Source organism: Nocardia sputorum, assembly GCF_027924405.1.
Classification (GTDB): Bacteria; Actinomycetota; Actinomycetes; order Mycobacteriales; family Mycobacteriaceae; genus Nocardia; species Nocardia sputorum.
The window spans coordinates 479598-505640 of sequence record NZ_AP026978.1 but is presented as its reverse complement, the minus strand read 5'-3'; the positions used below and the strand labels follow the sequence as shown (position 1 = coordinate 505640).

At 73.0% G+C, this 26043-nt stretch carries 2 protein-coding genes (1 of these 2 cut by a window edge); both read right to left on the bottom strand.

Translation table 11 applies throughout. The annotated features are described in order from the left end of the window. Positions 1 to 29: 29 nt before the first annotated feature. Positions 30 to 25313, bottom strand: coding sequence for a non-ribosomal peptide synthetase (locus QMG86_RS02255; RefSeq protein ID WP_281877372.1), 25284 nt, complete (start codon positions 25311 to 25313; stop codon positions 30 to 32). Then, a protein-coding gene (locus QMG86_RS02250) for a non-ribosomal peptide synthase/polyketide synthase (protein WP_281877371.1) crosses the window boundary here: on the bottom strand, positions 25313 to 26043 show its 3' end. It continues 17068 nt past the right edge of the window; only the last 731 of its 17799 coding nucleotides appear in the window; the start codon falls outside the window, past its right edge; it ends in the stop codon at positions 25313 to 25315. Before QMG86_RS02250 ends, QMG86_RS02255 begins: the two co-directional genes overlap by 1 nt.

Sequence of the window (26043 nt, the reverse complement as noted above, 5' to 3'; positions counted from 1 at the left end):
CTTCCTGGTCGGGTCAGGTGTTGGGGGATCTAGGGGCGGTCGGTGTCGGCCAGTGCCGCGGTGAGGACATGGCCGATTCGTGCCAGCGCGGATTCGGAGGTCATCCGCCAGTGCGTGGCGTGCACCGCGTGGTTGTGCACGGTGCCGTCCACGGCGTCCGCCCAACTCGCGGCACCCGTGGCGCCGGTCGGATCGTCCAGCGCGGCGGTGAAGTACACGAGATTGCCCTTGTACGGGCGGGGGCGGTAGCGCCGGATCAGCTCCAGCGACCCGGCGCCCGCGCCGAGCGCGCGCTCGAGGCGGTCGGCGCCGAAGGAGGCGAACGGTTCGGGCAACTCCGCGATCCGGCGCGCGAGTCCGGGCAGGTCCAGTCCGGCGTCGTCGGCGTCGGCCGCTTCACCGAGCAACCCGCCGAGCAGATCGGCGACCGGGAGCGTCGCGGTGACGTCCGCGGCGACCCGCCGCGAGCTGTCCATCATGGCCAGGACCGCGACCCGCTGGCCCTGTTCCTGCAGTTGCACCGCGACCGCGTGCGCGAGTACGCCGCCGAGCGACCAGCCGAGCAGGTGATACGGGCCCTCGGGCTGCACGGCGCGGATCTCGCGCACGTAGCGGCTCGCCCAGTCGTCGATGGATTCCGGCGGCGCCGCCGTGGAGTTCAGCACCGGCGACTGGATGCCGTACACGTCCCGCTCCGGATCCAGATGCGCCGCGAGTCCCGCGAACGACCATGCGACGCCCCCGGCCGGATGGAGGCAGAACAGCGGCTCCCTCGCGCCACCGGTGCGCAGCGGTAGGACGACGTCGAACGCGGCGGCCGCGTCGACCCGGCCGCGACCGGAACGGTGCTGCTCGAGCCGGTCGATCAGACGGGCGGGCGTCGGCGCGGCGAACAGCCACAGCACCGGGATCTGCTCGCCGAGCGCCGCGCTCAGGCGGGCGGCCAAGCGGGTGGCCAGCAGCGAGTTGCCGCCGCGTTCGAAGAAGTTGTCGTCCAGGCCGACCCGCTCGGCGGCGAGCACTGCGGCGAAGTCCGCGCACACGGAACGTTCCAAGTCGGTGCCGGGGGCGCGGAATTCCCGGGCGCGCGGCTCCGGCCGCGGCAGCGCCGCGCGATCGACCTTGCCGTTCGCGGTGAGCGGCACCGTCTCCAATTGCCGCAGCACCGCGGGCACCATGTAGCTCGGCAGCACGTCGGCCAGCGCGGCGCGCAACGCTCCCGGGTCGACCGGCTCGGTGGCGGTGAAGTACCCGGCCAGCACGGCGTTCGCGCCGTCGGTGTCATAGGCGAGGACGACCGCGTCGCCGACCTCCGGCCGCGAGCGCAAGGCGTGCTCGATCTCGGCGAGTTCGATGCGGTAACCGCGGATCTTCACCTGGAAGTCGCGCCGCTCGACGTATTCCAAGTGACCTTCGGCGGCCCAGCGCACCATGTCGCCGGTGCGGTACAGGCGGGCCCCCGCGGGGCCGAACGGGTCGGCCACGAAGCGCTCGGCGGTGAGGTCGGCCCGGCCGTGGTAGCCGCGGGCGAGTTGCGCGCCGCCGATGTACAGCTCACCGGTCACCCCGGCGGGCACGGGGTGCAGCCGGTCGTCGAGCACGTAGACCCGGTTGCCGGATTCGGGTGTGCCGATGGGCGCCAGCGCCTGCCTGGCGCCAGCGGCGGTGCGGAACCGGGTGACCGACACCGCGGTCTCGGTGGGCCCGTACAGGTTGTCGATCCTGGCCGTGGTGAGCGTCTCGACGCGCCGCACCGTCGCGGCGGGCAACGCCTCGCCGATGACCAGCAACCGGCCCAGCGAACGCGGCAGGCGGTGTTCGCCGGACGCTTCGGCCAGCATCGCCAGCAGCGAGGGCACCAGCGTCAGCGTCGTCACCGACGCGCGCCGCACCAGGTCGAGCAGGCCGTACGGATCGCGGTGCGCGTCGCGCGGCGCGAGCACCAGCCGGGCTCCGGTGCGCGGCGCCCACCAGTACTCCCACACCGACAGGTCGAAGGCGGCCGAGGTCAGCACCAGCGCGGCGTCGTCCGGGCCGAGCGCGTACTCCGACTGCATCCAGTCCAGCTGGTGCGCGACCGCCGCGTGCGGCACCGCGACACCTTTCGGCACGCCGGTGGACCCGGAAGTGAAGATGACGTACGCGGTGTTCGCCGGCGACAGCGCGGCGATCCGCTCGTCGTCGCGCACCGGTTCGTCGGCCACGGTGTCGGCGACGGTCGAGATATCCAGCACCACACTGTGTTCCGACGCCGCCGCGGGCAGCATCGGCTCCCGCGCCGAGGTGAGCACCAGATGCGGTTCGGCGGCGGCGAGCACGCTCGCGGTGCGTTCCAGCGGATGCGCCGGATCCAGCGGCACGTACGCGCCACCGGCGGTCACCACCGCGTACATCGCGACGAGAAGGTCGACGCTGCGCGGAATGGCCAGCGCCGCCAGCTTTTCCGGGCCGATGCCGCGGGCGATGAGCACCCGGGCCAGGCGGTTGACCCGCGCGCCGAACTCCTGGTAGGTGACCGTCGCGGCGTCGTCGACGATCGCGATCGCCCGCGGCGTCCGGTCCACCTGCGCCTCGAACGCGGCCACGAGTGTGGCCGGGGCGAAGGCGTGCTCGGATCGGTTCCAGGCGACCAGCACGCGCTCGGTCTCGGCCGGGTCCAGCAGGACCAGATCGCCGACCGGCGACCGCGGGTCCGCGCACACCGCGGTCAGCAGCCGTTGCAGGCGGGTGGCGAACCCGGCCACCGTGGACTCGTCGAACAAGGCGGTGGCGTAGGTGATCGAGGCCGCCATGCCCGCGGGGGTCCCGTCGGCGCTGTAGCGGTCGGTGACGATCAAGTGCAGGTCGAACTGGGCGACCTCGGAGTCGAAATCCGCGGCGGTGGCGCTCAATCCGTCCAGCGAGAAGTCGGCTTCGGCCTGGTTGTGGAAGGAGAAGCCGACCTGGAACAGCGGGTGGCGGGCAGTGGAGCGCTCCGGGTTGAGGACCTCGACCAGACGCTCGAACGGCACGTCGGCGTGCGCGAAGGCCGCGACATCGGCGGCGCGGACGCGGGCGAGCAGGTCGGCGAAACCCTCGCCCGCATCGACCTGGGCGCGCAACACCAGCGTGTTGACGAACATGCCGACGACCTCGTCGAGCTCGGCGGCTCCGCGCCCGGCCACCGGGGTGCCCACCGCGATGTCCGACGTCCCCGACAGGCGGGCGAGCAGCACCGCGAACGCCGCGTGCAGCACCATGAACAGCGTCGCTCCGGATGCCCGGCCGAGTTCGGCCAGCCGCGCGTGCACGTCCGGGGCGATCGCGAAATCGACATGCCTGCCCCGGGTGGCGACGACGGCGGGACGCGGGCGATCGGCGGGCAGGCTCAGCTGCGCGGGCAGCTCGGCCAGCGTGTCGGTCCAGAACCGGATCTGGCGCGCCAGCAGCGACGCGGGGTCGTCCTCGGAGCCCAGCAGCTCCCGCTGCCACACGCTGAAATCGGTGTACTGCACCGGAAGCGGCGGCCAGTCCGGCGCGATGCCGTGTTTGCGGGCGGCGTAGGCGGCCATGACGTCACGCGCCAGCGGCGCCAGCGACGAACCGTCCGCCGCGATGTGGTGCACGACCACCACGAGCACGTGTTCGATCCCCGGCGCCGCCGCGTCGCCGTCGACGGGAGCGAACAGCCGGGCGCGCACCGGGACGGTCTCGGAGACGTCGAAACCGCCGCCGACGAAGTCGGCCACCGCCGCGCCGAGATCGTCGGCCGGGACGGCGACGGGCGCGAGCACGGGGGTGCTGTCCGCGACCGGCAACACCACCTGCACCGGCCCGGACTCGTGCAGCGGATAGACGGTGCGCAGCACGTCGTGGCGGGCGACGACGTCCGCGATCGCCGCGTTCAGCGCCGTCACGTCCAGTTCGCCCGTCAGCCGCACGGCCAGCGGGATGTTGTAGGCGGTGGACTGCCGATCGAGGCGATTGAGGAACCACATGCGCTGCTGCGCGAGCGAGAGCGGAACGGGACCTGTCGGTGTACGCCGGGTGAGCGCGGGACGCGGCGCGGCACCAGAGGCCTCGCCCAGTGCGCGGGCCAGCGCGGCGACCGTCGAATGCTCGAACACCGCCCGGACGCCGACCGCGATCGACAGCCGGTCGGCGAGCCGCGCGGCCAGCTGGGTCGCGGTCAGCGAGTTGCCGCCGCGCGCGAAGAAGTCGTCGTCCGAGCCGACGTCGCCGTTGAGTCCGAGCACGTCCCCGATCGTCTGTGCCACCGCCCGCTCGAGCTCGGTGCGGGGCGCGCGGAACGGGGCGGCGCGAAGCTCGGGCCGGGGCATGGCATTACGGTCCAGCTTGCCGACGGGAGTCAACGGCAGCTCATCGAGCACCAGCACGCTACTCGGCACCATGTACGCGGGAAGGGAGCGTGCGGCGTGCGCCCGTAGGGCTGCGGTGTCGATCGTGTGGCCGGGCGCCGCGACCACGTAGGCGACCAGCGACACCGCGCCCGAGGCGTCGGTGTGACCGAGGGTGACGGCCGTGCGCACCGTCTCGTGGGCGGCGAGCACGGCGTCGATCTCGCCGAGTTCGATGCGCAGGCCACGGACCTTGACCTGATGGTCGGAGCGCCCCACATAGCGCAGCGCTCCGGATCTCGTCCACCGCACCAGGTCACCGGTCCGGTACAGCCGTCCGCCTGCGGGGCCGTAGGGGTCGGCGACGAACCGGGACGCCGAAAGACCCGGCCGCGCGTGATATCCCCGGGCCAGACCGGGGCCGCGCAGATACAGTTCGCCGGTGACGCCGACCGGCACCGGCCGCAGCCTGCCGTCCAGCACCACCGCGGACATGCCGTGTATCGGCGTGCCCAGGTCGAGCGGATCACCGGGCCGCAGCGCCGCGCTGATGGTCGCGATGACGGTGGTCTCGGTCGGGCCGTAGGTGTTGTGGAACGACCGGCCGGACGCCCAGCGCCGCACCGTGTCCTGTCCATAGGACTCGCCGCCGACGGTGAGCTGCCGCAGACAGCTCAACTCGGCCGGGTCGAGCGTGGGCAGGACGGCGGGGGTGAGGAACGCGTGCGTCACCCGCTGGTCGCGGATGAGGGCGGTGAGCTCCGCGCCGCCGTAGACGCCAGGGGGCGCGATCACCAGCGCCGCTCCGGCGGACAGGGCCAGCAGCAGTTCGAGCATGGACGCGTCGAAGCTGGGCGAGGCCACGTGCAGGATCCGCGCGTCGGCGGTGACCTCGTACCGGTCCCGCTGCGCCAGCGCCACGCCGGCCAGACCACCGTGCGTGGCGACCACGCCCTTGGGTGTGCCGGTGGAGCCGGAGGTGTAGATCATCCAGGCCGGGTTCTCCACCCGCACCGGGCGGATCAGCTCGGCCGCGTCGATCGGGGCTCCGCTGTTGCGTCGCATCCGCGCGGCCGTGGACGGCGCGTCCAGCACCAGCCAGTCGACGTCGCCGGGCAGCGCGGCACGGCAGGTGGCGATCGTCAAGCCCAGCGCCGCACCGGAATCGGTCAGCATGTGCGCGATCCGCTCGGCGGGATAGGTCGGGTCGACCGGGACGAACGCGGCGCCGGTCTTGGTCACCGCCCACACCGCTAGCACGGAGCTGACCGAGCGCGGCACCGCCACGGCCACCACGTCCTCGGCGCCGAGACCGTGCCCGATGAGCATGCGCGCCAGCCGCGACGACTGCTCGTCCAGCATCCGGTAGGTCAGCCGCCGTTCGCTCGCGACCAGCGCGACCGCGTCGGGATCGGACGCGACCGCGGCGGCGGCCAGTTCGGCCAGCGTACGCGGCGGCACCGGAGCGTCACCGTGGCGGCCGAGCAGGTCGGCGCGTTCGGCAGGCGAGAGGAGATCGACCGTGGCGATCGGCGCGTCCGGTCGCGCGGTGAGCGCGCCGAGCAGCATGCCGAAGCGGCGCAGCAGGGCTCGTGCGGTGGCACTGTCGAACAGGTCCGTGGCGTAGTCCAGTTCGACCGCGAGATGACCGGCGGCGTCCGGCTCGGCGGACACGGTGAACTGCAGGTCGAATCGGGCCACCGGCTCGTCGAACTCGACGGCGGTGAGCTCGAGGCCCGGCACGGCGAAGGCGTCGGCGGCGGCGTCGAGGTAGCTCAGCGCCACGGTGAACAGCGGATGCCGAGCCTGGGAACGCGGGACGCCGACTTCGTCGACCACCCGGTCGAACGGCACGCTGGAATGCCCGAACGCCGCGAGATCGACAGCCTTGGTCTGCGCGAGCAGGTCGGCGAAGGAACCGTCCTGATCCGGGCGGGTGCGCAGCACCACGGTGTTGACGAACATGCCCACCAGGTCGTCCAGGGCGGCCGCGCCGCGTCCGGCCACCGGCGTGCCGATCGGGATGTCATCGGAGCCCGACAGCCGGGCCAGCAGGACCGCGAGGGCGGCGTGCACCACCATGAACGGCGTCGCGTCGTGCCGCAGCGCCACCGCCCGGATCCGCGCCGCGACCTCGCCGCCGATCCTGGCCCGCACGTGCGCGCCGCGCTCGCTCGCGACGGCGGGACGCGGGCGGTCGGTAGGCAGCTCGAGTTCGCCGGGCAGTTCGCGCAGCGTCTCGGACCAGTACGAGAGCTGTTGCGCGGCAGTCGTCTCCAGCTCGGCGTCTTGCCAGAGCGCGTAGTCGGCGTACTGGGCGGCGAGGGCAGGCCACACCGGCTCCGTGCCTAGGACGCGGGAGAGGTAGGCCGTCAGCAGGTCGCGCAGCAGCGGGCCCATCGAGTACCCGTCGGCCGCGATGTGGTGCACGACCACGACCAGCACGTGGCTGGTGGCGTGCTCGCGCAGCAGCGCCGCGCGCACGGGGACCTCCGCGGTGACATCGAAACCGGCGCCGAGGAGTTCGGCGATCCGGTCGTCGGCGGCGCGGCCGTCGAGCGCTTCGACCGTCAGGGCCACGGCACGGTCCGCGGGCAGGATCACCTGGTGGCCCGCGCCGGTCTCGTCGGCCGGATACACCGTGCGCAAGCTCTCGTGCCGCGCGACGACATCGGCGAACGCGGCGGCCAAGGCGTCGGCGTCCAGCCTGCCCTCGACGCGTAGGGCGACCGGGATGTTGTGGGCGGGCGACGCCGGATCGAGCCGGTTGAGGAACCACATGCCCCGCTGGACCGGCGCGAGCGGAATTCGGTCCGGGCGTGGTCCGGCCACCAGCGGCACCGCCTGCTCGGTCGCGGCGGCGTCCGCGGCGAGCAGCTCGGCGAGGCCCCGCACCGTCGGCGCCTCGAACAGCAGCCGCACCGGCACCCGGCGGCCGAGCCGCTCGCCGATCCGGGCCAGTACCCGGGTGGCGCTGAGCGAGTCGCCGCCCAGCGCGAAGAAGTGGTCGTCGAGGCCGATCGGCGCGGCGCCCAGCACCGCAGCGACGGCGTCGGCCACCAGACGTTCGGCGGGCGTGACCGGTGCGCGGTAGGCGACGCGGTCGAAAACCGGTTCCGGCAACGCTTCGCGGTCCAGCTTTCCGGAGACGTTGAGCGGGAAGACGTCCAGTGTGACCAGCGCCGAAGGAAGCATGTACGACGGCAGCGCGGCCGCGGCGGCGCGCAGCACCTCGGTGTCCGAGAGCACTGCGCCAGGCTCCGCGGTGACGTAGCCGACCAGGTGGTCGTCGCCGGTGACGGTGGTGACCACCTGGGCCGCCGCCTGGGCCACCCCGGGCGCGGCCGCGAGCGCGGCCTCGATCTCGCCGAGTTCGACGCGCTGGCCGCGGAACTTGACCTGGAAGTCGGTGCGGCCCAGGTAGACCAGCTCGGCCGCGCCGCCGCCGGTGTCCCAGCGCACCAGGTCGCCCGTGCGGTACATCCGCTGCCCCGGCGCGCCGAACGGGTTGGCCACGAAGCGATCCGCGGTGCGGTCGGGCCTGCCGTGGTAGCCGCGCGCGAGCTGCGCACCCGCGAGATACAGTTCGCCCGCGACGCCCGGCAGGGTCGGGCGCAACCGCGAATCCAGCACGTAGACCCGGCTGTTCCAGGCCGGGTTGCCGATCGGCAGGACGGCGCGGTCGCGCTCGCCGGTGACATCGCGGTGGGTGATGCTCACCGCGGCTTCGGTAGGTCCGTACAGGTTGTGCACCCGTGCGGCGCTCACCGCGCCGAATGCCCGCACGGTCTCCGGAGGCAGCGCCTCCCCGATGACGAACACCGTGTGCAGCGAGTCGAGCGCCGCGCCGCGCCCCGCGGCCGCGACGTCCCCGGCGAAGACCCTCAACATCGACGGCACGAAATCGGTGACCGTGACCCGCCGTTCGGCGATCACCTGGGTGAGGTAGCCCGGATCGCGGTGCCCATCCGGCGCGGCCAGCACGAGCGTGGCGCCGACGCGCAGCGGCAGGAAGTAGCCCCACAGCGACACGTCGAACGTGGTGGCGGTCTTCTGCAGGTACACGTCCTCGGCGGCGAGGCCGTAGCGCGACTGCATCCAGGTCATCTGGTTGACGATCGCGGCGTGCGACACGCTGACGCCCTTGGGTTTTCCGGTGGATCCGCTGGTGAAGATCACGTAGGCCGGGCTGACCGGGTGGATCGGCGCGCGTCGCTCGTCGACCGCGATCGGGTCGTCGGAGTAGGCGTCCAGCGCGACGGCGTCCACCAGGACCGTCGGCGCGGATTCGCCCGTGCCGATCCGATCGGCGGAGGTGGTGAGCACAGCCACGGGCCGCGCGGTGCCGAGGATGTGCGCGATGCGCTGTGCGGGGTGGTCCGGGTCGATCGGCACGTACGCGCCGCCCGCCTTCAGCACCGCGTACATCGCGATCACCAGCTCCGGCGAGCGCCGGATCGCCAGCGCCACCAGTGCTTCCGGACCCACGCCCGCCGCGATCAGGTGGCGGGCCAGCCGGTTGGCGCGCCGGTCCAGATCGCCGTAGGTCACGGTGACCGGGGGCGTCGCGTCGTCGGGCACGAACACCAGCGCCGGCTCGTCGGGCGTCGCGGCGGCCTGCGCCTCGAATTCGTCCAGCAGCAGTTCGTCGGCCAGTGCGGTGTGCGCGGAATCGTTCCACTCGGTGACCACGCGATGCAGTTCACCCGCACCGAACAGATCGATGTCGCCGACCACCTGTTCCGGATCGGCGGTGACCGCGGCGAGCAGGCGGGCGAAGCGGTCGCCGAAAGTTTCGACGGTGGCGGCGTCGAACAGGTCGGTGGCGTAGGTCCAGCGCAGCCCGTCGCCGGTGACGGTGAGCTGCAGGTCGAACGGCGTGGTCTCGTAGTCGAGCTCGTGCTCCGCCACGGTGACACCGGCCATGTCCAGGGTGACCGGCGCGAGATTCTGGAGGAACAGCGCGATCTGGAACAGCGGGTGGCGGGCCTGGGAGCGCGGCGGGTCCAGCGCCTCGACGAGGCGCTCGAACGGCACGTCGGCGTGGGCGAAGGCGTCCAGGTCGTGCTCGCGCACCCGGCGCAGCACGGCGGCGAAGGTGTCCGAACCGGGGACCCGCGCACGCAGCACCAGGGTGTTGACGAACATGCCGACCAGGTCGTCCAGCGCCGCGTCGCCGCGGCCCGCGACGGGCGCGCCGATCGCGATGTCGGCCGTGCCGGACAGCCTGGCCAGCAGGGTGGCCAGCGCGGCGTGCACCACCATGAACGGTGTGGCCTCGTAACGCGCGGCCACGGCGGCGATGCCGTCGCCGATCCCTTCCGGCAGCGTCATGGTGGTGCTCGCCGCGGCGTGCGAGGCGATCGCGGGGCGCGGCCGGTCGGTGGGCAGGTCGAGCTGGGCGGGCAGCGCGCGCAGCGTCTCCCGCCAGTACGCCAGCTGGCGCGCGGCGACCGACTCCGGGTCGTCCTCGGCGCCGAGCACCTCGCGCTGCCAGAGCGTGTAGTCGGCGTACTGCACGTCGAGCTCGGTCCAGACCGGGGCGGTGCGTGTCGCGCGGGCCGCGTAGGCGGCGGCGAGGTCGCGGGCCAGCGGACCCATGGAGAAGCCGTCGGCCGCGATGTGGTGCACCACCAAGGCCAGCAGGTGATCGCGATCGGACCGGGTCACCAGGCCGATGCGCAGCGGCACCTCTGCGGTCAGGTCGAACGGGGCCGCGACGAATTCCCGCAGCGCGCCCGCGGGTTCCAGCACCTCGACCTCCGGAATCAGCCCGATGTCGAGCACGTGCTGGTAGCCGATGCCCTCGTGGTCGGGGTACACGGTGCGCAGGGTCTCGTGCCTGCCGACTACATCGCCGATGGCGACGGCGAGGGTGTCCGGGTCCAAGTAGCCGGTGAGGCGGACCACGACCGCGATGTTGTGCACGGTCGCGGTGGGATCGAAGCGGTGCAGGAACCACATGCGCTGCTGGGCGGGCGAGAGCGGGATGCGCTCCGGGCGCGGCCGCGGCGCGAGCGCGGGTTTGCCGCCGGTGCCCGCGAGCCGCTCGGCCCGGGCGGCCAGCGCGGTCACGGTCGGCGCCTCGAACAGCAGCCGCACCGGGATCTCGGCGTCCAGTTCGGCGCCGAGCCGGGCCGCGACCTGGGTCGCGAGCAGCGAGTTGCCGCCGAGGGCGAAGAAGTCGTCGTCCGCCCCGACGCGCTCGACGCCGAGCAGCGCCGCGACGATCCGCGCGACCCTCGCCTCGGTGCGGGTGGCGGGAGCCCGGTAGCCGACGGCCGCGAATTCCGGCGCGGGCAGCGCGGCGCGATCCAGTTTCCCCGAGGCGTTGACCGGGAACCGCTCGAGCGGGACGAACGCGGTCGGCACCATATAGGCGGGCAATTCGGCGCTCAGCGCGGCGCGCACGTCCTCGAGGGCGATGTCGTGGCGGCTCGCCGGGATCAGGTAGGCGACGAGCTGATCGCCCAACCGCTCGTCCGAGCGGACCAGCACCACCGCCTGCGCGACCGCGTCCAGCGCCAGCAGCGCCGACTCGATCTCGGCGGGCTCGATGCGCAGACCGCGCAGCTTCACCTGGAAGTCCGTGCGACCCAGATACCGCAACTCACCATCGGGCCGCCAGGCCACGAGGTCGCCCGTGCGGTACATGCGCGCCCCGGCGGGCCCGAACGGGCTGGCGACGAACCGGTCCGCGGTCAGCTCCGGGCGCGCGACATACCCCTGGGCCAGCTGCGCGCCGGCCAGGTACAGCTCGCCCGGCACTCCGACGGGCACCGGCCGCATCCGCGCGTCCAGCACCAGCAGGCGGGTGTTGGCCACCGGCCTTCCGATCGGCACGGACACCAGGTCCGCCTCGGTCACCTCGTGATAGGTGACGTCGACGGCGGCCTCGGTAGGGCCGTACAGGTTGTGCACCCGCGCTCCGATCACCTCTCGCGCCCGCTGCGCGGTAACCGCGGGCAATGCCTCGCCCGATGCGAAGACGTTGCGCAGCGTAATGCACTCGCCTCGGTGCGCCTCGGCCAAGAAAACGCCCAGCATGGCGGGCACGAAGTGCACCGTCGTGACGCGTTGCCCCGCGATCAGCCGGGCCAGGTAGCGCGGGTCGCGATGTCCATCTGGACGTGCGACCACCAGGCGCGCGCCGAATGCCAACGGCCAGAAAAACTCCCAGACGGAAACGTCGAACGTGGCCGGGGTCTTCTGCAGCACCACGTCGTCCGTGGCCAGCGGATACGCCGACTGCATCCAGGTGAGCCGATTCACAATCGCCGCGTGGGTGACGGCGACTCCCTTCGGACGGCCGGTCGATCCCGAGGTGAAGATCACATACGCGGTGTGGCCGGGGGCGGGCGAACCGAGCCGGTCCAGGGCAGTCAGCGGAGTGGCGGCGTAGCCGGCCAGGTCGAGCCGGTCGACGCGGACCTGCCGCGCCGCGCCCGCGTCCAGATCCGCACCCGAGGTGAGCACGCACACCGGCCGGGCCGTCGACAAGACGTACTCCAGCCGCTCGGCCGGATGGTCGGGGTCGAGTGGGACGTACGCGCCACCCGCGAGGGTGATCGCGTAGATGCCGACCACCAGGTCCAGCGACCGCCGCATGCCGAGCGCGACCGGCGCGTCCGGGCCGACGCCCTGCCCGCACAGCCAGCGCGCCAGCCGCCGCGCCCGCACGGCGAACTCGGCATAGGACAAAGTGCGTCCCTCGATGGTGATCGCGGGCGCGTCCGGGGTCCTGGCCACCTGCGCCTCGAACAGCGAGATCAGCGTGGCCACCGGGTCGATGGGGACGGCGGTGTCGTTCCACCGGTCGAGCACCAGCGCTCGCTCCGCGTCGTCCAGGAGCTCGAGGTCGCCGACCCGCGCCGACGGATCGGCCACCACGGCCCGCAGCAGGCGCACGAACCGAGCGCCGAACGTCTCGACGGTGGCCCGGTCGAACAGGTCGGTGGCGTAGCGCAGCACGCCGCGCAGCGCGTAATTGGACTCCGCGCGATACTCGGTCAGCTCCACGGCCAGGTCGAACTGGGCGACGCGGTTGTCCAGCGGGTAGGCCGACACGGTGAGGCCGGGCAGGCTCAGCACGGTGTCGTCGTGCTGCTCGAAGGTGAGCAGCGTCTGCACGATCGGCGAATGCGCCTGCGAGCGGACGGGATTCAGCTCCTCGACCAAACGCTCGAACGGCAGGTCGGCGTGGGAGAAGGCGCGCACGTCGACCTCGCGCACGCGGTCGAGCAGTTCGGCGAAGGACGCTTCGGGCGCGATCGGCGTGCGCAGCACGAGGGTGTTGACGAACATGCCGACCACGTCGTCCAGCGCTTGCTCGCCGCGGCCAGCCACCGGGGTGCCGATGGCGACATCGTCCACTCCGGTGAGCCGGGCCAGCAGCGCGGCGTAGGCGGCGTGCAACACCATGAACGTCGAGACGCCGCGCCGCCGAGCGAGATCCGCGATGGCGCCGGTGAGGTCGGCGGGAACCGCGAACTCGACGGTCGCTCCGCGTCCGGAGGCCACCGCGGGGCGGGGACGGTCGGCGGGCAGCTCCAGCACCGGCGCGAGTCCGTCGAGTTCGGCTCGCCAGTAGGCGATCTGGCGCGACAGCGACGAGTCCGGATCGTCCGCGGAGCCCAGCGTCGCGCGCTGCCAGAGGGTGAAGTCCGCGTATTGCACGGGCAGCGGCCGCCACGACGGCGCCTGCCCGGCGGCGCGCGCGGTGTAGGCCGTCATCAGGTCGCGGGCCAGCGGCGCGGTGGAGACGCCGTCGGCGGCGATGTGGTGGACCACCACGGCGAGCACGTGGTCCTCCGGCGCGACGCGGAACAGGCTCGCCCGCACCGGAATGCGAGTGCGCAGGTCGAAACTCTCGGCGGCGACCGCCAGCACGGCGGCGCGCAACTCCGGCTCGGACACCTCGATGGGAGGCAGGGGCAGCTCGAGCACATCGGTCTCGGCCAGCACCACCTGGGTGGGGCCTTCGGCATCCGCCGGGAAGACGGTGCGCAGCGATTCGTGCCGATCGATCACGTCGCGCACGGCCGCCCGCAACGCCGCCGCGTCCAGTGCGCCGGCGAGGCGGATGGTGATCGGGATGTGGTACACCGCCGAGTCCGGATCGAGCCGGTGCAGCAGCCACATCCGGGTCTGCGCCAGCGACAACGGGATTCGCGCCGGACGCGGCGCCGGGGCGAGCGCGGGCCGCGCGGCGTCGGACGGTTGCGCCCCCGCGACACGCAGGGCGAGCCCGGCCACGGTCGGCGCCTCGAACACCTCACGCACGGTCAGCGCGCAGCCGAAGGCGGCATCGACCCGGGCGACCAGCCGCATGGCCAGCAGCGAATTGCCGCCGCGGGCGAAGAAGTCGTCGTCCGCGCCGATCCGCGCCGCGCCGGTCAGGTCGGCGACCAGCGTGGCGAGCACCGCCTCGGTCCCTTCCCGCGGCGCGCGGTACTCCGCGGCCGCGCCGGTGAGCGCGACGGCGGGCAGCGCCGCGCGGTCGAGCTTGCCCACGGTGGTCAGCGGCATCTCGTCGAGCACGACGACGTGGGCGGGCACCATGTAGGCGGGCAGCTGGGCACGTGCCGCGTCGAGCACTGCCGCAGGCGTCAGGCCCGCCCCGGTGACGTACCCGACCAGGCATTCTCCTCCCGCGTGGTCGCGGGCCACGAGCACGGCGGCGTTTGTCACGCCGGTCGCGGCGGCGAGCACGGCCTCGATCTCGCCCAGCTCGATCCGCTGGCCACGCAGTTTGACCTGGAAATCGTTGCGGCCCAGATACACCAGATCGCCCTCGCGGTTCCAGCGCACCAGGTCGCCGGTCCGGTACATGGAACGGCCGGGCACACCGAACGGGTCGGCGACGAACCGCTCGGCGGTCAGCCCGGGCCGGGCGTGATAGCCGCGCGCCAGCTGATCGCCCGCGAGATACAGCTCCCCCGTGACGCCGATCGGCACCGGGCGCAGCCGGGCGTCCAGCACATAGGCCCTGGTGTTCCAGCACGGGCGGCCGATGGCCACGTCCCGCCCGGATTCCGCGTCGGCGTCGGTGAATTCGTGATAGATCGCCGAGATCGCCGCCTCGGTCGGGCCGTAGGCGTTGTGCACCGCCCCGTCGAAGCTGCCGCGTAGCGCGGCGAGCAGATCGGGCGTGAGCGCCTCGCCGCCGCAGTGCAGGTGCCGGAACGAGCGCAGCGCGTCGCCCATGCCCTCGCCGATCAGCGCGGCCAGCACCGAGGGCACGTACTCGGCGATGGTGATCCGGTGCTCGCGCAGCAGATCCGCGAGGTAGGCCAGGTCCAGATGACCGCCGGGACGGGCGATCACCAGCGGCGCGCCGACGGCGATCGGCAGGAAACACTCCCACACCGACACGTCGAAGGTCAGCGGCGCGCGTTGCAGGATGCGGTCGGACGCGGTGACCTCGTAGCGGAACTCCAGCCAGCGCAACTGGTTCATGATCGCGCGGTGGCTGACGGCCACGCCCTTCGGCCGTCCGGTGGAGCCGGAGGTGAACAGCACGTAGGCGGTGTTGTCCGGCCGCAGCGCGGCGCGGCGCTCGGCATCGGTGACCGGTCCGTCGGCGATGCCGTCGAGATCCAGCTCGACGAGGTCGAGCACCGGTACCCCCGGCGGGACGGGCGGCGTCGCGCCGCCCGCGGTCAGCACCAGCCGTGGCGCGGCATCGGCGACGACCTGGGCCAGGCGTTCGGCCGGGTGCGCCGGATCGATCGGCAGATACGCCGCGCCCGCACGCACGATCGCGTACATCGCCACGAGCATGTCGATCGAGCGTGCCGCGGCCAGTCCGACGATGTCCTCCGGGCCCGCACCCGCGTCGATCAGCCTGCGCGCCAGCCGGTTCACCCGCGAAGCGAACTCGGCGTAGGTCACCGCCGTGTCCTCGTAGCGCACGCCGACGCGGTCCGGGCTTTCCGCGACGCGGACGGTGAGCAGGTCGTCCAGCGTCTCGCCGGGCAACGCGTACGCGGTGGCGTTGCGGTCCGACAGCAGCAGGCCGCGTTCGGTCACCGACATCAGCTCGACCGTGCCCACCTGGGTGCGGGCGTCGCGCGCCATGGCGCGCAGCACGCGTTCGAAGGCGGCGAGGAACCCGGCCACGGTCGGCTCGTCGAACAGATCGAGGGCGTAGTGCAGGTGCACGTCGATGCCGTCCGGCGCGCCGTCGGCGGTGTAGCGGTCGGTCAGCGTCCAGTCCAGGTCGAGCTGGATCGGCGCCGCGCCGACCTCGAGCGCGGCGATGGCCAGCCGATGCAGCCGGAATTCCGGCGCGGCCTGATTCTGCAGGGTCAGCGCGACCTGGTACAGCGGGGCGTGCGCCTGCGAGCGGACCGGGTTCAGCACCTCGACCAGCTGCTCGAACGGCACCGCGGCGTGATCGAAGGCGGCCAGGTCCGCGGCGCGCACGGACGCCAGCAGCTCGGCCAGGGTCGCGTCCGGGCGAACCTCGGTGCGCAGCACCAACGTGTTGACGAACATGCCGACCAATTCGTCGAGCGCTTCCTCGCCGCGCCCGGCGACCGGCGCGCCGAGCACCACGTCCCGGCCCGCGCCGTAGCGGCTCAGGAGCACGGCGAGTGCGGTGTGCAGCACCATGAACGGCGTCGCCCGGTGCGCGGCGGCGAGGTCCCGGATCTGCTCGTGCAGGTCGGCGTCCAACCGGCCGGTCAGCGCGGCGCCGCGGTGGGTGGCGACCGCGGGGCGGGGCCGGTCGGACGGGAGCGTCAGCACCTCGGGCAGCCCGGCCAGCCGATCGGTCCAGTAGGCCAGCTGACGCGACAGCACCGAGGCCGGGTCATCGGCGGAGCCGAGCGCGGCGCGCTGCCAGATGGCGAAGTCGGCGTACTGCACCGGCAGCGACCCCGGCGCGGGCGCCATGCCCGCGCACCGCGCGACGTACGCGTTGGCCAGATCCCGGGTCAGCGGTGCGAAGGACCAGCCGTCGGCGGCGATGTGGTGCACGACGAACAACAGGATGTGTTCCTGCGGCCCACCCGGCCGGTCGTCGTCCTCGACGCGCAGCAAGCGGACGCGCAGCGGCACCTCGGCGGTCACGTCGAAGCCGGCGCGCGCCGCGGCGGCGACCAGTTCGGGCACTTGGGTCGCGGGCACCGGCCGTGCCACGAGCTCGACCAGTTTCGTCCCGGCGGGCAGCACCAGCTGGGTGGCTTCGCCGTCGTGCTCGGGATAGATCGTGCGCAGCGTTTCGTGCCGGGCGATCACGTCGGCGATCGCCGCCTCCAGGGCGGGCACGTTCAGCGCGCCGGTGAGGCGCAGCGCGAACGGGATGTTGTACGCGCCGCTGGTGGTGTCGAACCGGTTCAGGAACCACATGCGCTGCTGGGCGATCGACAGCGGGATCGGCTCGCCGCGCTCCTGCGGCGTGAGCGGCGGCAACGCGACGGGTCCGGTCTCGGCCGGGCCGTCGACGGTGAGCCGCAGCGCCAGTGCGCGCACCGTAGGCGCGTCGAAGATCGTGCGCACCGCCACCTCGGCGCCGGTGGCTTTACCCAGCCGCGCGGCGAGCTGGGTGGCGCTGAGCGAGTTGCCGCCGAGGGCGAAGAAGTCGTCCTCGGCGCCGACCTCGGTCACCGCGAGCAAGGCCGTGAACGTCTCGGCGACCAGCTTCTCCGCCTCCCCTCGGGGAGCCTCGAACACCGCCGGAGCGATCGCGGGCGCGGGCAGCGCCGATCGGTCCAGCTTCCCGGACGCGTTCACCGGGAACCGGTCCAGCACCACGAACGCCTGCGGCACCATGTAGCCGGGCAGCCGCTCGGCCACCGCGTCGCGTACCGCCGCGATCTCCACCGGCGCGTCCGCCACCAGGTAGGCGACCAGGTGCTCCCCCGCGCCGCGATCGTCGCGGACCACGACGGTGGCCTGGGTGACCGCGGGCGTCGCGAGCAGCACCGACTCGATCTCGCCGAGTTCGATGCGCAACCCGCGGAGTTTGACCTGGAAGTCGGTGCGGCCCAGGAATTCCAGCTCGCCCGTGCGGGTCCACCGCACCAGGTCGCCGGTGCGGTACATCCGTTCGCCGGGCGGGCCGAACGGGTCGGCGACGAACCGGTCTCCGGTGAGGTCGGGGCGGCCCAGATAGCCGCGCGCCAGTTGCGCGCCCGCGAGATACAACTCGCCAGGCACACCCTCCGGCACCGGCCGCAGCCGCGCGTCGAGCACGTAGGTCCGGGTGTTCCAGATCGGCTTGCCCATGGGCACTGTCTCGAAGTCGGTGTCGCACACCGTATGGAAGGTCACTTCCACGGCGGCCTCGGTGGGCCCGTAGCCGTTGTGCACGCGCGCACCGGTGAGTTCGCGCATCCGCTGGGCGACGCCGACGGGCAGCGCCTCACCGGAGCAGAAGACTTCCCGCAGCGAGGGCACGTCGTACTCGCCCGCGAGAAAGACGGCCAGCATGGACGGTACGAAGTGCGCCGCGGTGACGCCCTCGGCGCGGATCAGGCGGGCCAGGTACGCCGGGTCCCGATGACCGTCCGGCCGCGCCAGCACCATGCGCGCGCCGACCTGCAACGGCCAGAAGAACTCCGGCACCGACACGTCGAAGGTGGCGGGCGTCTTCTGCAACAGGACATCGCCCGGCCCGAGCGCGACGTGTGCGGACTGCATCCAGCGCAGCCGGTTGACAATGCCGCGGTGGCTCATCGCCACACCCTTGGGCGCGCCGGTGGAGCCGGAGGTGAACAGCACATAGGCGGTGTTGGCCGGGCGCAGCGGCGCGCGCCGGTCGGCGTCGGTGAGCGGGGTGTCCGGCGAGCCGGACAGGTCCAGCCGATCGATCCGCGTCTCGGGCAGACCGCACTGCAGGTCCGCGCCCGCGGTCAGCACGCACACCGGCGCTGCCGTGGCGAGGATGTGGGCGGTGCGCTCGGCCGGATGGTCCGGGTCGATCGGGACGTAACCGCCGCCCGCGGCGACGACCGCGTACATGCCGACCACCAGATCGACGGACCGGCGCATGCCCAGCGCCACCAGCGTTTCCGGACCGACGCCACGACTGACGAGCCACCGCGCCAGCCGGTTGACCCGGCCGGCGAACTCGGCATAGCTCAGCGTCGCGGAGGGATTCGTGGAGGGATCGCCGGGCGACGGTTGAGCCGGGGGCGCGCCGTGGCTCGCCGCAGGGTCGTCGGACACCATATGCGCCGGTCTCGTCGGCTCGAAGGTGACCGCGGGCGCGTCCGGCGTGCGTTCGACTTGCGCGGCGAACAACGAAGCGAGCGTGTCCGATTCGGGGACCGGCTGCGCGGTGGCGTTCCAGTCCCGCAGCATTCGCCCGCGTTCGGCGTCGGACAGCAGCTCGATCTCACCGATCCGCGTCCCGGGATCCACCGCCGCGGCGACGAGCATCCGCCGGAAGCGGTCGGCATACGACTCGGCCGTCGCGGGGTCGAACAGATCGGTGGCGTAGCGCAAGGTGGCCGACAGTCCCGCCGATCCCGGCCGCTCCGCCACCACCAGGTGCAGGTCGAATTTCGCACCGGCATCGGGGATCTCGACCGGACGCACCGACAGCCACGGCACCTCCATGGCCGTCCCGTCGAAGGCGGGCGTCGCGGTCTCGAAACTGAACATCACCTGGAACAGCGGGTGCGCACCGGCGGAACGATCCACCGCCATGGCGTCCACCAGCCGCTCGAACGGCAGGTCGGCGTTGGCGAACGCGGCCAGGTCGGCGTCGCGCACCTCGCTCAGCAGCGTGGCGAACGAGGCGTCCGCGGCGACGCGCGTGCGCAGCGCGAGGGTGTTGACGAACATGCCGACGAGGGCGTCGAGCGCCCGTTCGCCGCGTCCGCCGACCGGCGAGCCGATCACGATGTCGGCGCTGCCGCTCATCCTGGCCAAGGTGGCGGCGAAGGCCGCGTGCAGCGTCATGAACAGCGTCGCGCCGTTGCGCCGGGCGAGCGCGCGCAGGCCGGCCGCCACCTCGGGCTCGATCACGAAGTCGACGGCCGCTCCTTCGTGCGACGCGACGGCGGGGCGCGGCCGATCGGCCGGGAGCGGCAGTTGCGCGGGCGCGCCGTCCAGCACGGCGCGCCAGAAACGCAGTTGCTGGTAGGCGAGGTCGCCTGGGACGTCCTCCGCGCCGAGCAGGTCCCGGTGCCACAGGCTGTAGTCGGCGTATTGCACCGGCAGCGGTTCCCAGTCCGGCCGCAGGCCGGTCAGGTGGGCGAGGTAGGCGCGGACCAGATCGGTGACCAGCGGCCCCATCGACAGAGCGTCGGCGGCGATGTGGTGCACGACGAACACCAGCACGTATTCGTCGCCGGTGACGCCGCGCGCCTCGTCCACCCGGTCGACCGCCAGCAGCGCGACCCGGCACGGCAGCTCGTCGGTCACGTCGAACCCGGCGCGGACGATTCCGGCCACGGCGTCCCGCACCGCGCGTCGGTCGATCGGTACCGGATGCAGGCTCAGCCCGATGTCGGCGGCGGCGAGCACGGATTGGCAGGGGCCGCTCTCGGTTTCGGGATAGGTGGTGCGCAGTGTCTCGTGCCGGGCCAGCACATCGAGTACGGCGCGCTCCAGGGCGGTCACGTCGAGGCGGCCGGTCAGCCGCAGCACGATCGGCAGGTTGTAGACGCTGTCGGCGCCGTCCTGGGTCTCGACGCGGTTGAGGAACCACAGCCGCTGTTGCGCGGGCGAGAGGGGCACCCGCGCGGGCCGCTCCCGGCGGACCAGCGGGAGCCGCTCGGCCCCGGCCGCGCCGAGCTCCTCGACGGCGGCGGCGAAGCCCTCGACCGTGGGCGCGTCGAACAGCGCGCGCACCGGGACCCGTACTCCCGCGGCCTCGCCCGTGCGGGCGGTGACCTGGGTGGCGTCGAGAGAGCTGCCGCCGAGGGCGAAGAAATCGTCGTCCAGCCCGACCCGCTCGGTCCGCAGCACCTCCGCGAAGACCGCGGCGACCAGCCGTTGCGCGGCGCGCACGGGCGGACGGAAGCGCTCGGCCGTGAGTTCGGGGACCGGCAGGGCCGCGCGGTCCAGCTTGCCGCTGGTGTTGCGGGGGAATTCGGACAGCGCGACCACCGCAGTGGGCACCATGTAGGTGGGCAGGCGTCGCGCCACGGATGTTCGCACCGCGTCGGGATCGACAGTCGAGCCGGGCGCGGCGATCACGTAGCCCGCCAGGAACTCACCCGCCGGTCCGGAGACCAGCCGCGCCGCGGCCTGGCGCACCTCGGGCGCCGTCAGCAGCGCCGCCTCGATCTCGGCGAGCTCGATGCGCTGACCGCGGAACTTCACCTGGAAATCGGTGCGGCCCAGATAGACCAGTTCGCCGTCGCGGCTCCAGCGCACCAGATCGCCGGTGCGGTACATGCGGGTGCCCGGCGCGCCGAACGGGTTGGCGACGAATCGGTCGGCGGTCAGGTCGACGCGGCCGTGATAGCCGCGCGCCAGCTGCGCGCCCGCCAGATACAGTTCTCCCGGCACGCCGATCGGCGCGGGCCGCAACCGGCCGTCCAGCACGTAGACCTGCGAATTCCACTCCGGCTCGCCGATCGGCACGTACGGTGCGTCCACCTCCGTGACCGCGCGGTTGGTGATGGATACGGCCGCCTCGGTCGGGCCGTAGAGGTTGTGCAGGCCCGCGTCGCACACCCGCCGGAACGCGGCGACCGTTTCCGGCGGCAGCGCCTCGCCGATAACGAAGACCTCGCGCAGCGAGTCGAGTTCGCCCGGCTGCGCGTGCGCGGCGAACGCCGCGAGCATCGACGGCACGAAGTCGGTGAGCGTCATGCCCTCGCGGGCGATGGTTTCGGCGAGGTAGCGCGGATCGCGGTGCCCGTCGGGCGCCGCCAGCACCAGGGTGGCGCCCGCCCGCAGCGGCAGGAAGTAGCCCCACAGCGAGACGTCGAAGGTGCTCGCGGTCTTCTGCAAGTAGATGTCGCCGGTGCGCGGACGGTACTCCGCGTGCATCCAGGCCAGCTGGTTGGCGATGGCCTGGTGGCTCACCGCCACGCCTTTCGGCTTGCCGGTGGACCCGGAGGTGAAGATCACGTAGGCCGGATGCAGTGGATGCAGCGCGCCGTGGCGCTCGCGGTCGCCGATCGCGCCGGAGGGATACGCGGACAGATCGAGTTCGTCCAGGTGATAGACCGGCGGGGAGGCGTTGCCCGCATCGAATCCGGCCGCCCTGCTGGTCAGGATCGCGTGCGGTCGCGCGGTGTCGAGGATGTGACCGATGCGTTCGGCCGGATGCGCCGGATCCACCGGGACGTACGCGCCGCCCGCCCGCGCCACCGCGTACATGGCCACGACCAGCTCGGCCGAGCGCGGCAAGGCCAGCACGACCAGCGCTTCCGGACCGACGCCGATTCCGATGAGCATCCTGGCCAGCCGGTCGGCCCGGTCGGACAGCTCGGCGTAGCTCCACCGCTCGGTGCCGGTGACCAGCGCGACGACATCCGGGGTGCGGCGCACCTGCGCGTCGAATCCCTCGTGCAGGAAGCGGTCCGGCACTCGGTGCCCGCTGGCGTTCCAGCTCGCGGTGACGTAGTCCAGTTCCCCCGCGTCGAGCAGCGGGAGGTCCCCGACCGGCACGTCGGGGGCGTCCACCGCCGCACGCAGCAGCCGGACGAACTTCGCCGCGAACTCGCGCACGGTCGATGCGTCGAAAAGGTCGGTGGCGTAGGTGAATTCGGCGCGATAGCCGTCGGCGGCGTCGGACAGCGTGAGCTGGAGATCGAACTTCGCGAAGCAGGGGTCGAAGTCGACCGGCTCGGTGTCCAGACCTGGCATGGCCAGCGCGATCGGCCCGATGTTCTGCATGAACAGCGCGACCTGGAACAGCGGATGCCGAGCGGCCGACCGCGCCGGGTTCAGCGCCTCCACCAGTTGCTCGAACGGGATATCGGCCTGCGCGAACGCGCGCAGGTCGCGGTCGGCGGCATGCGCGACCAGATCGGCGAAGCCGCGCGCGGCGTCCACTTCGGTGCGCAGCACGAGCGTGTTGACGAACATGCCGACCAGATCGTCCAGCTCGGCCGCGCCCCGGCCCGCGACCGGCGTGCCGATCGCGATGTCGGCGGTCCCCGACAACCGCGCCAGCAAGGCCGCCAAGGCCGCGTGCAGCACCATGAACGGTGTGGCGCGAACGCGCGCCGCGAGCGCCTCCACGTCGGCGCGCAGGGCGGGGTCGAGGGCGAACTCGTAGGTGGCGCCCCGGTACGAGGCCGCGGCCGGACGGGGCCGATCGGCGGGCAGATCCAGTTGCGCGGGCAATCCGGCCAATTCGGTTCGCCAGAAGGCGAGTTGGCGCGCCGCCAGGGAGTCGGCGTCGGTCTCCGCGCCGAGTACCCGCTGCTGCCACAGCGCGTAGTCCGCGTACTGCACCGGCAGCGCGGCCCATTCCGGCGCCCGGCCCTCGCGCCGTGCGGCGTAGGCGGTGGCCAAGTCGCGCATCAGCGGACCGAGCGAGAAACCGTCGGCCGCGATGTGGTGGACGACGAGCACCAGCGTGTGGTCCTCGGGCCCGCAGCGCAGCAGGCGCACCCGCACCGGGATCTCCTCGGCGACGTCGAAGCCCTGCCCCGCCGCCCGCCGGATCGCCGCGACCAGCCGGTCTTCCGGCACTTCGGCGGGCGTCAGGTCGAACACCGCGTGCACCCGCCGCACCGATTGCGCGGGCCCGGCGGCCGTCTGCGGGTACACGGTGCGCAGCACTTCGTGCCTGGCCACCAGATCGGTGATCGCCGCCGACAGCGCGGCCACCTCCAGCGGGCCGCGCAGGCGCAGCGCCACCGGAATGTTGTCCACGGCGGCCGCGCCGAGGTCGCGGGCCTGCTCGGTGTCGGCGTCGAACCGGTTGAGGAACCACATGCGCCGCTGCGCGGGGGAGAGCGGCACGTGGTCCGGGCGCGGACCGGCCACCAGCGGCGGGCGCGGCGCGACCGGGTGCGCCAGCGCGGCCACCGCGGCCACGGTCGGGCGGTCGAAGAAGTCGCGCACGTCCACGGTCGCGCCGAGGGCGGCGGCTATCCGGGCGAGAGCGCGGGTGGCCAGCAGCGAATTGCCGCCGAGCGCGAAGAAATCGTCATCGGCGCCCACCCGCGCCACGCCGAGCAGTTCGGCGAAAACAGCGGCCACCGCCGTTTCCGCCTCGGTCTCCGGAGCGCGGTACGCCGATGCGCCGGAGCCGAATTCGGGTTCCGGCAGCGCCCGGCGGTCCAGCTTGCCGTTGGCGTTCAGCGGCAGCGCGTCCAGTGGGAGGAGCAGCGCGGGCACCATGTACTCGGGCAGCTCCCGCCGGACGCGGTCGAGCACCTCGGCGGCATCGATCGAGTCGCCGACGACGTAGCCGACCAGGTGGTCGCCGCTCGTGCACCGGTGCAGCACCACCGCCGCCTGGGTCACCCTCGGGTGCCGCAGCAGCGCCGCCTCGACCTCGCCGAGTTCGATCCGCAGGCCCCGCAGCTTCACCTGGAAGTCGGTGCGGCCCAGGTATTCCAGTTCCTCCGGCCCGCCCTCCGTCCCGGGAGCCCAGCGCACCAGGTCACCGGTGCGATACATCCGTTCCCCCGCCGGGCCCTCCGGGTTGGCCACGAACCGCTCGGCGGTCAGGCCGGGACGGGCGACATAGCCGCGGGCCAGCTGCACGCCCGCCAGGTACAACTCGCCGACCACCCCGCGCGCCACCGGGCGCAGGCTGTCGTCCAGCACCAGCAGCTCGGTGTCGTCGGCGGCCACGCCGATCGGGACCGCGGCCACGTCCGCGCCGGTCACCTCGTGCGCGGTCACGTCGACCGCGGCCTCGGTGGGCCCGTACAGGTTGTGCAGCGTCGCGCCGCAGATGTCGCGGAAGGCCGCGGCGGTGGCGGCGGGCAGCGCCTCGCCCGAGGCGAAGACCAGCCGCAGCGAGTCCACCGCGGCCGCCCGTGGCTCGGCGACGAAGACGGCGAGCATGGACGGCACGAAATGCGCCACCGTGACGCCGCGCTCCCCGATCAGCCGCGCCAAGTACGCCGGATCCCGATGACCGTCCGGCTCCGCGACGACCAGGCGCGCGCCGACCTGCAACGGCCAGAAGAACTCCCACACCGACACGTCGAAGGTGAACGGCGTCTTCTGCACCACCGCGTCGTCGGCGCGCAGCCGGTACATCCGCTGCCGCCAGCGCAGATTCGCCACGATCGCGCGATGCGGCACGGCGACGCCCTTCGGCCGGCCGGTGGATCCGGAGGTGAAGATCACGTAGGCGGTGTGGTCGGCCGACCGGGCGACCGCGGGCGCGTCCGGGCAGGGCGGACCCGTGAATTCGTCGATTCGCAGCGTGGCGACCGCGGGCCCGAAGCCGGGGTCGTCGGACGTGGTGGTCAACACGACCACCGGTTCCGCGACCGCGAGCACATAGGCGATGCGGTCGGCCGGGTGGTCCGGGTCGATCGGCAGGTACGCGCCGCCCGCCTTCAGGATCGCGTACATGCCGACCACCAGATCGATCGAGCGGCGGACGGCCAGACCCACGAGCGTGTCCGGCCGGACGCCGAGTCCGACCAGGTGGTGGGCCAGCGCGTTGACCCGGCCGTCGAATTCGGCGTAGGTCAGGGTGACCCCCGCGTAGTCGAGCGCGATCGCGTCCGGGGTGCGCCGCACCTGCTCCTCGAACACGCTCACCAGCGTCTCGACCGGCGCGGTGGCGGCCGGGACGTCCGGCGCGGCCACGATCGCGTCGTCGAGCAGCGCGTCCAGCACCGCGCCGAGCGCGCCGTCGGAGTCCAGCAGCGCGGGCAGCCGACCGGACACCACCACCGGTACCAGCGCGTCCGCGCCCATGACCTCGGACAGAGCCGCGATGTCCGCGGCCAGTTCCGCGTAGGTGACGGTCTCCTCCTCGTGGCGCAGCGCCACCCGCCGCGGCTCCCGTCCGGCGACGGTCGCGATGAGGCCGGGCAGGTCGTCGATGCCGTAGGCGCGGCGCACGGCGTCTGCGTGGGTCATCAGCGGTTTCCTTCCGAATCGAGGGCCGACGCCGGGTCGGCGAGCACCGCCTCCGCGGCGGCGGGCAAGGTTTGCAGCAAGGCCGCAAGGCCGCTGCCGCCGAGGGCGGCGAGCAGGCCGGGCACCAGCCCGGCGAGCGAGACATGGAATACGGCTTCGGGTTTGGCGGCCGGTCCCATCGCCCTGGCGACGGCCGCGAGCTTCGCGTCGAGTTCACCGAAGCGGACCTGCCGATCACCGTGCTCGAACGCGGGCGCGCCGGGGGCGGCCTGCGCCGCGCGAGCGATCAGCGCGGGCAGGTCGGCCACCGACGGGGCGGACCGGGGCCGCCGTTCGTCCGCGGAACGGATGTCTATCGCGCGCACGTCCACCGCCGGATCCCCGGCGACCGTCTCCAGCACCCGCAGCAACCGGTCACCGAACGCCTGCGCGGTCGCCTCGTCGAAGATGTCCGTCGCGTAGCCGAAGCGCAGCTCGAGACCGGTGCGCGCGCCGTCGGCGGTGAACTGCTCCAGCACGGTGACCTGCAGGTCGAATTTCGCCTGCGCTAGTGGGAGATCGACCGCCTCGACCGCGAGCCCGGGCAGTTCCACCTGCGCCCGCGGCATGTTCTGGAAGGTGAGCAGCACTTGGCACAGCGGCGCGTACGACGCGGAACGGATGACGCCCAGCGCCTCGACCACCTGATCGAACGGCACGTCCGCGTGCGAGAGCGCGGCCAGGTCGCGCC

What these genes read in the sequence shown, in the direction of transcription:
- QMG86_RS02255 (WP_281877372.1), bottom strand. Translation starts at nt 25,313, where the DNA reads ATGACCCACGCAGACGCCGTGCGCCGCGCCTACGGCATCGACGACCTG.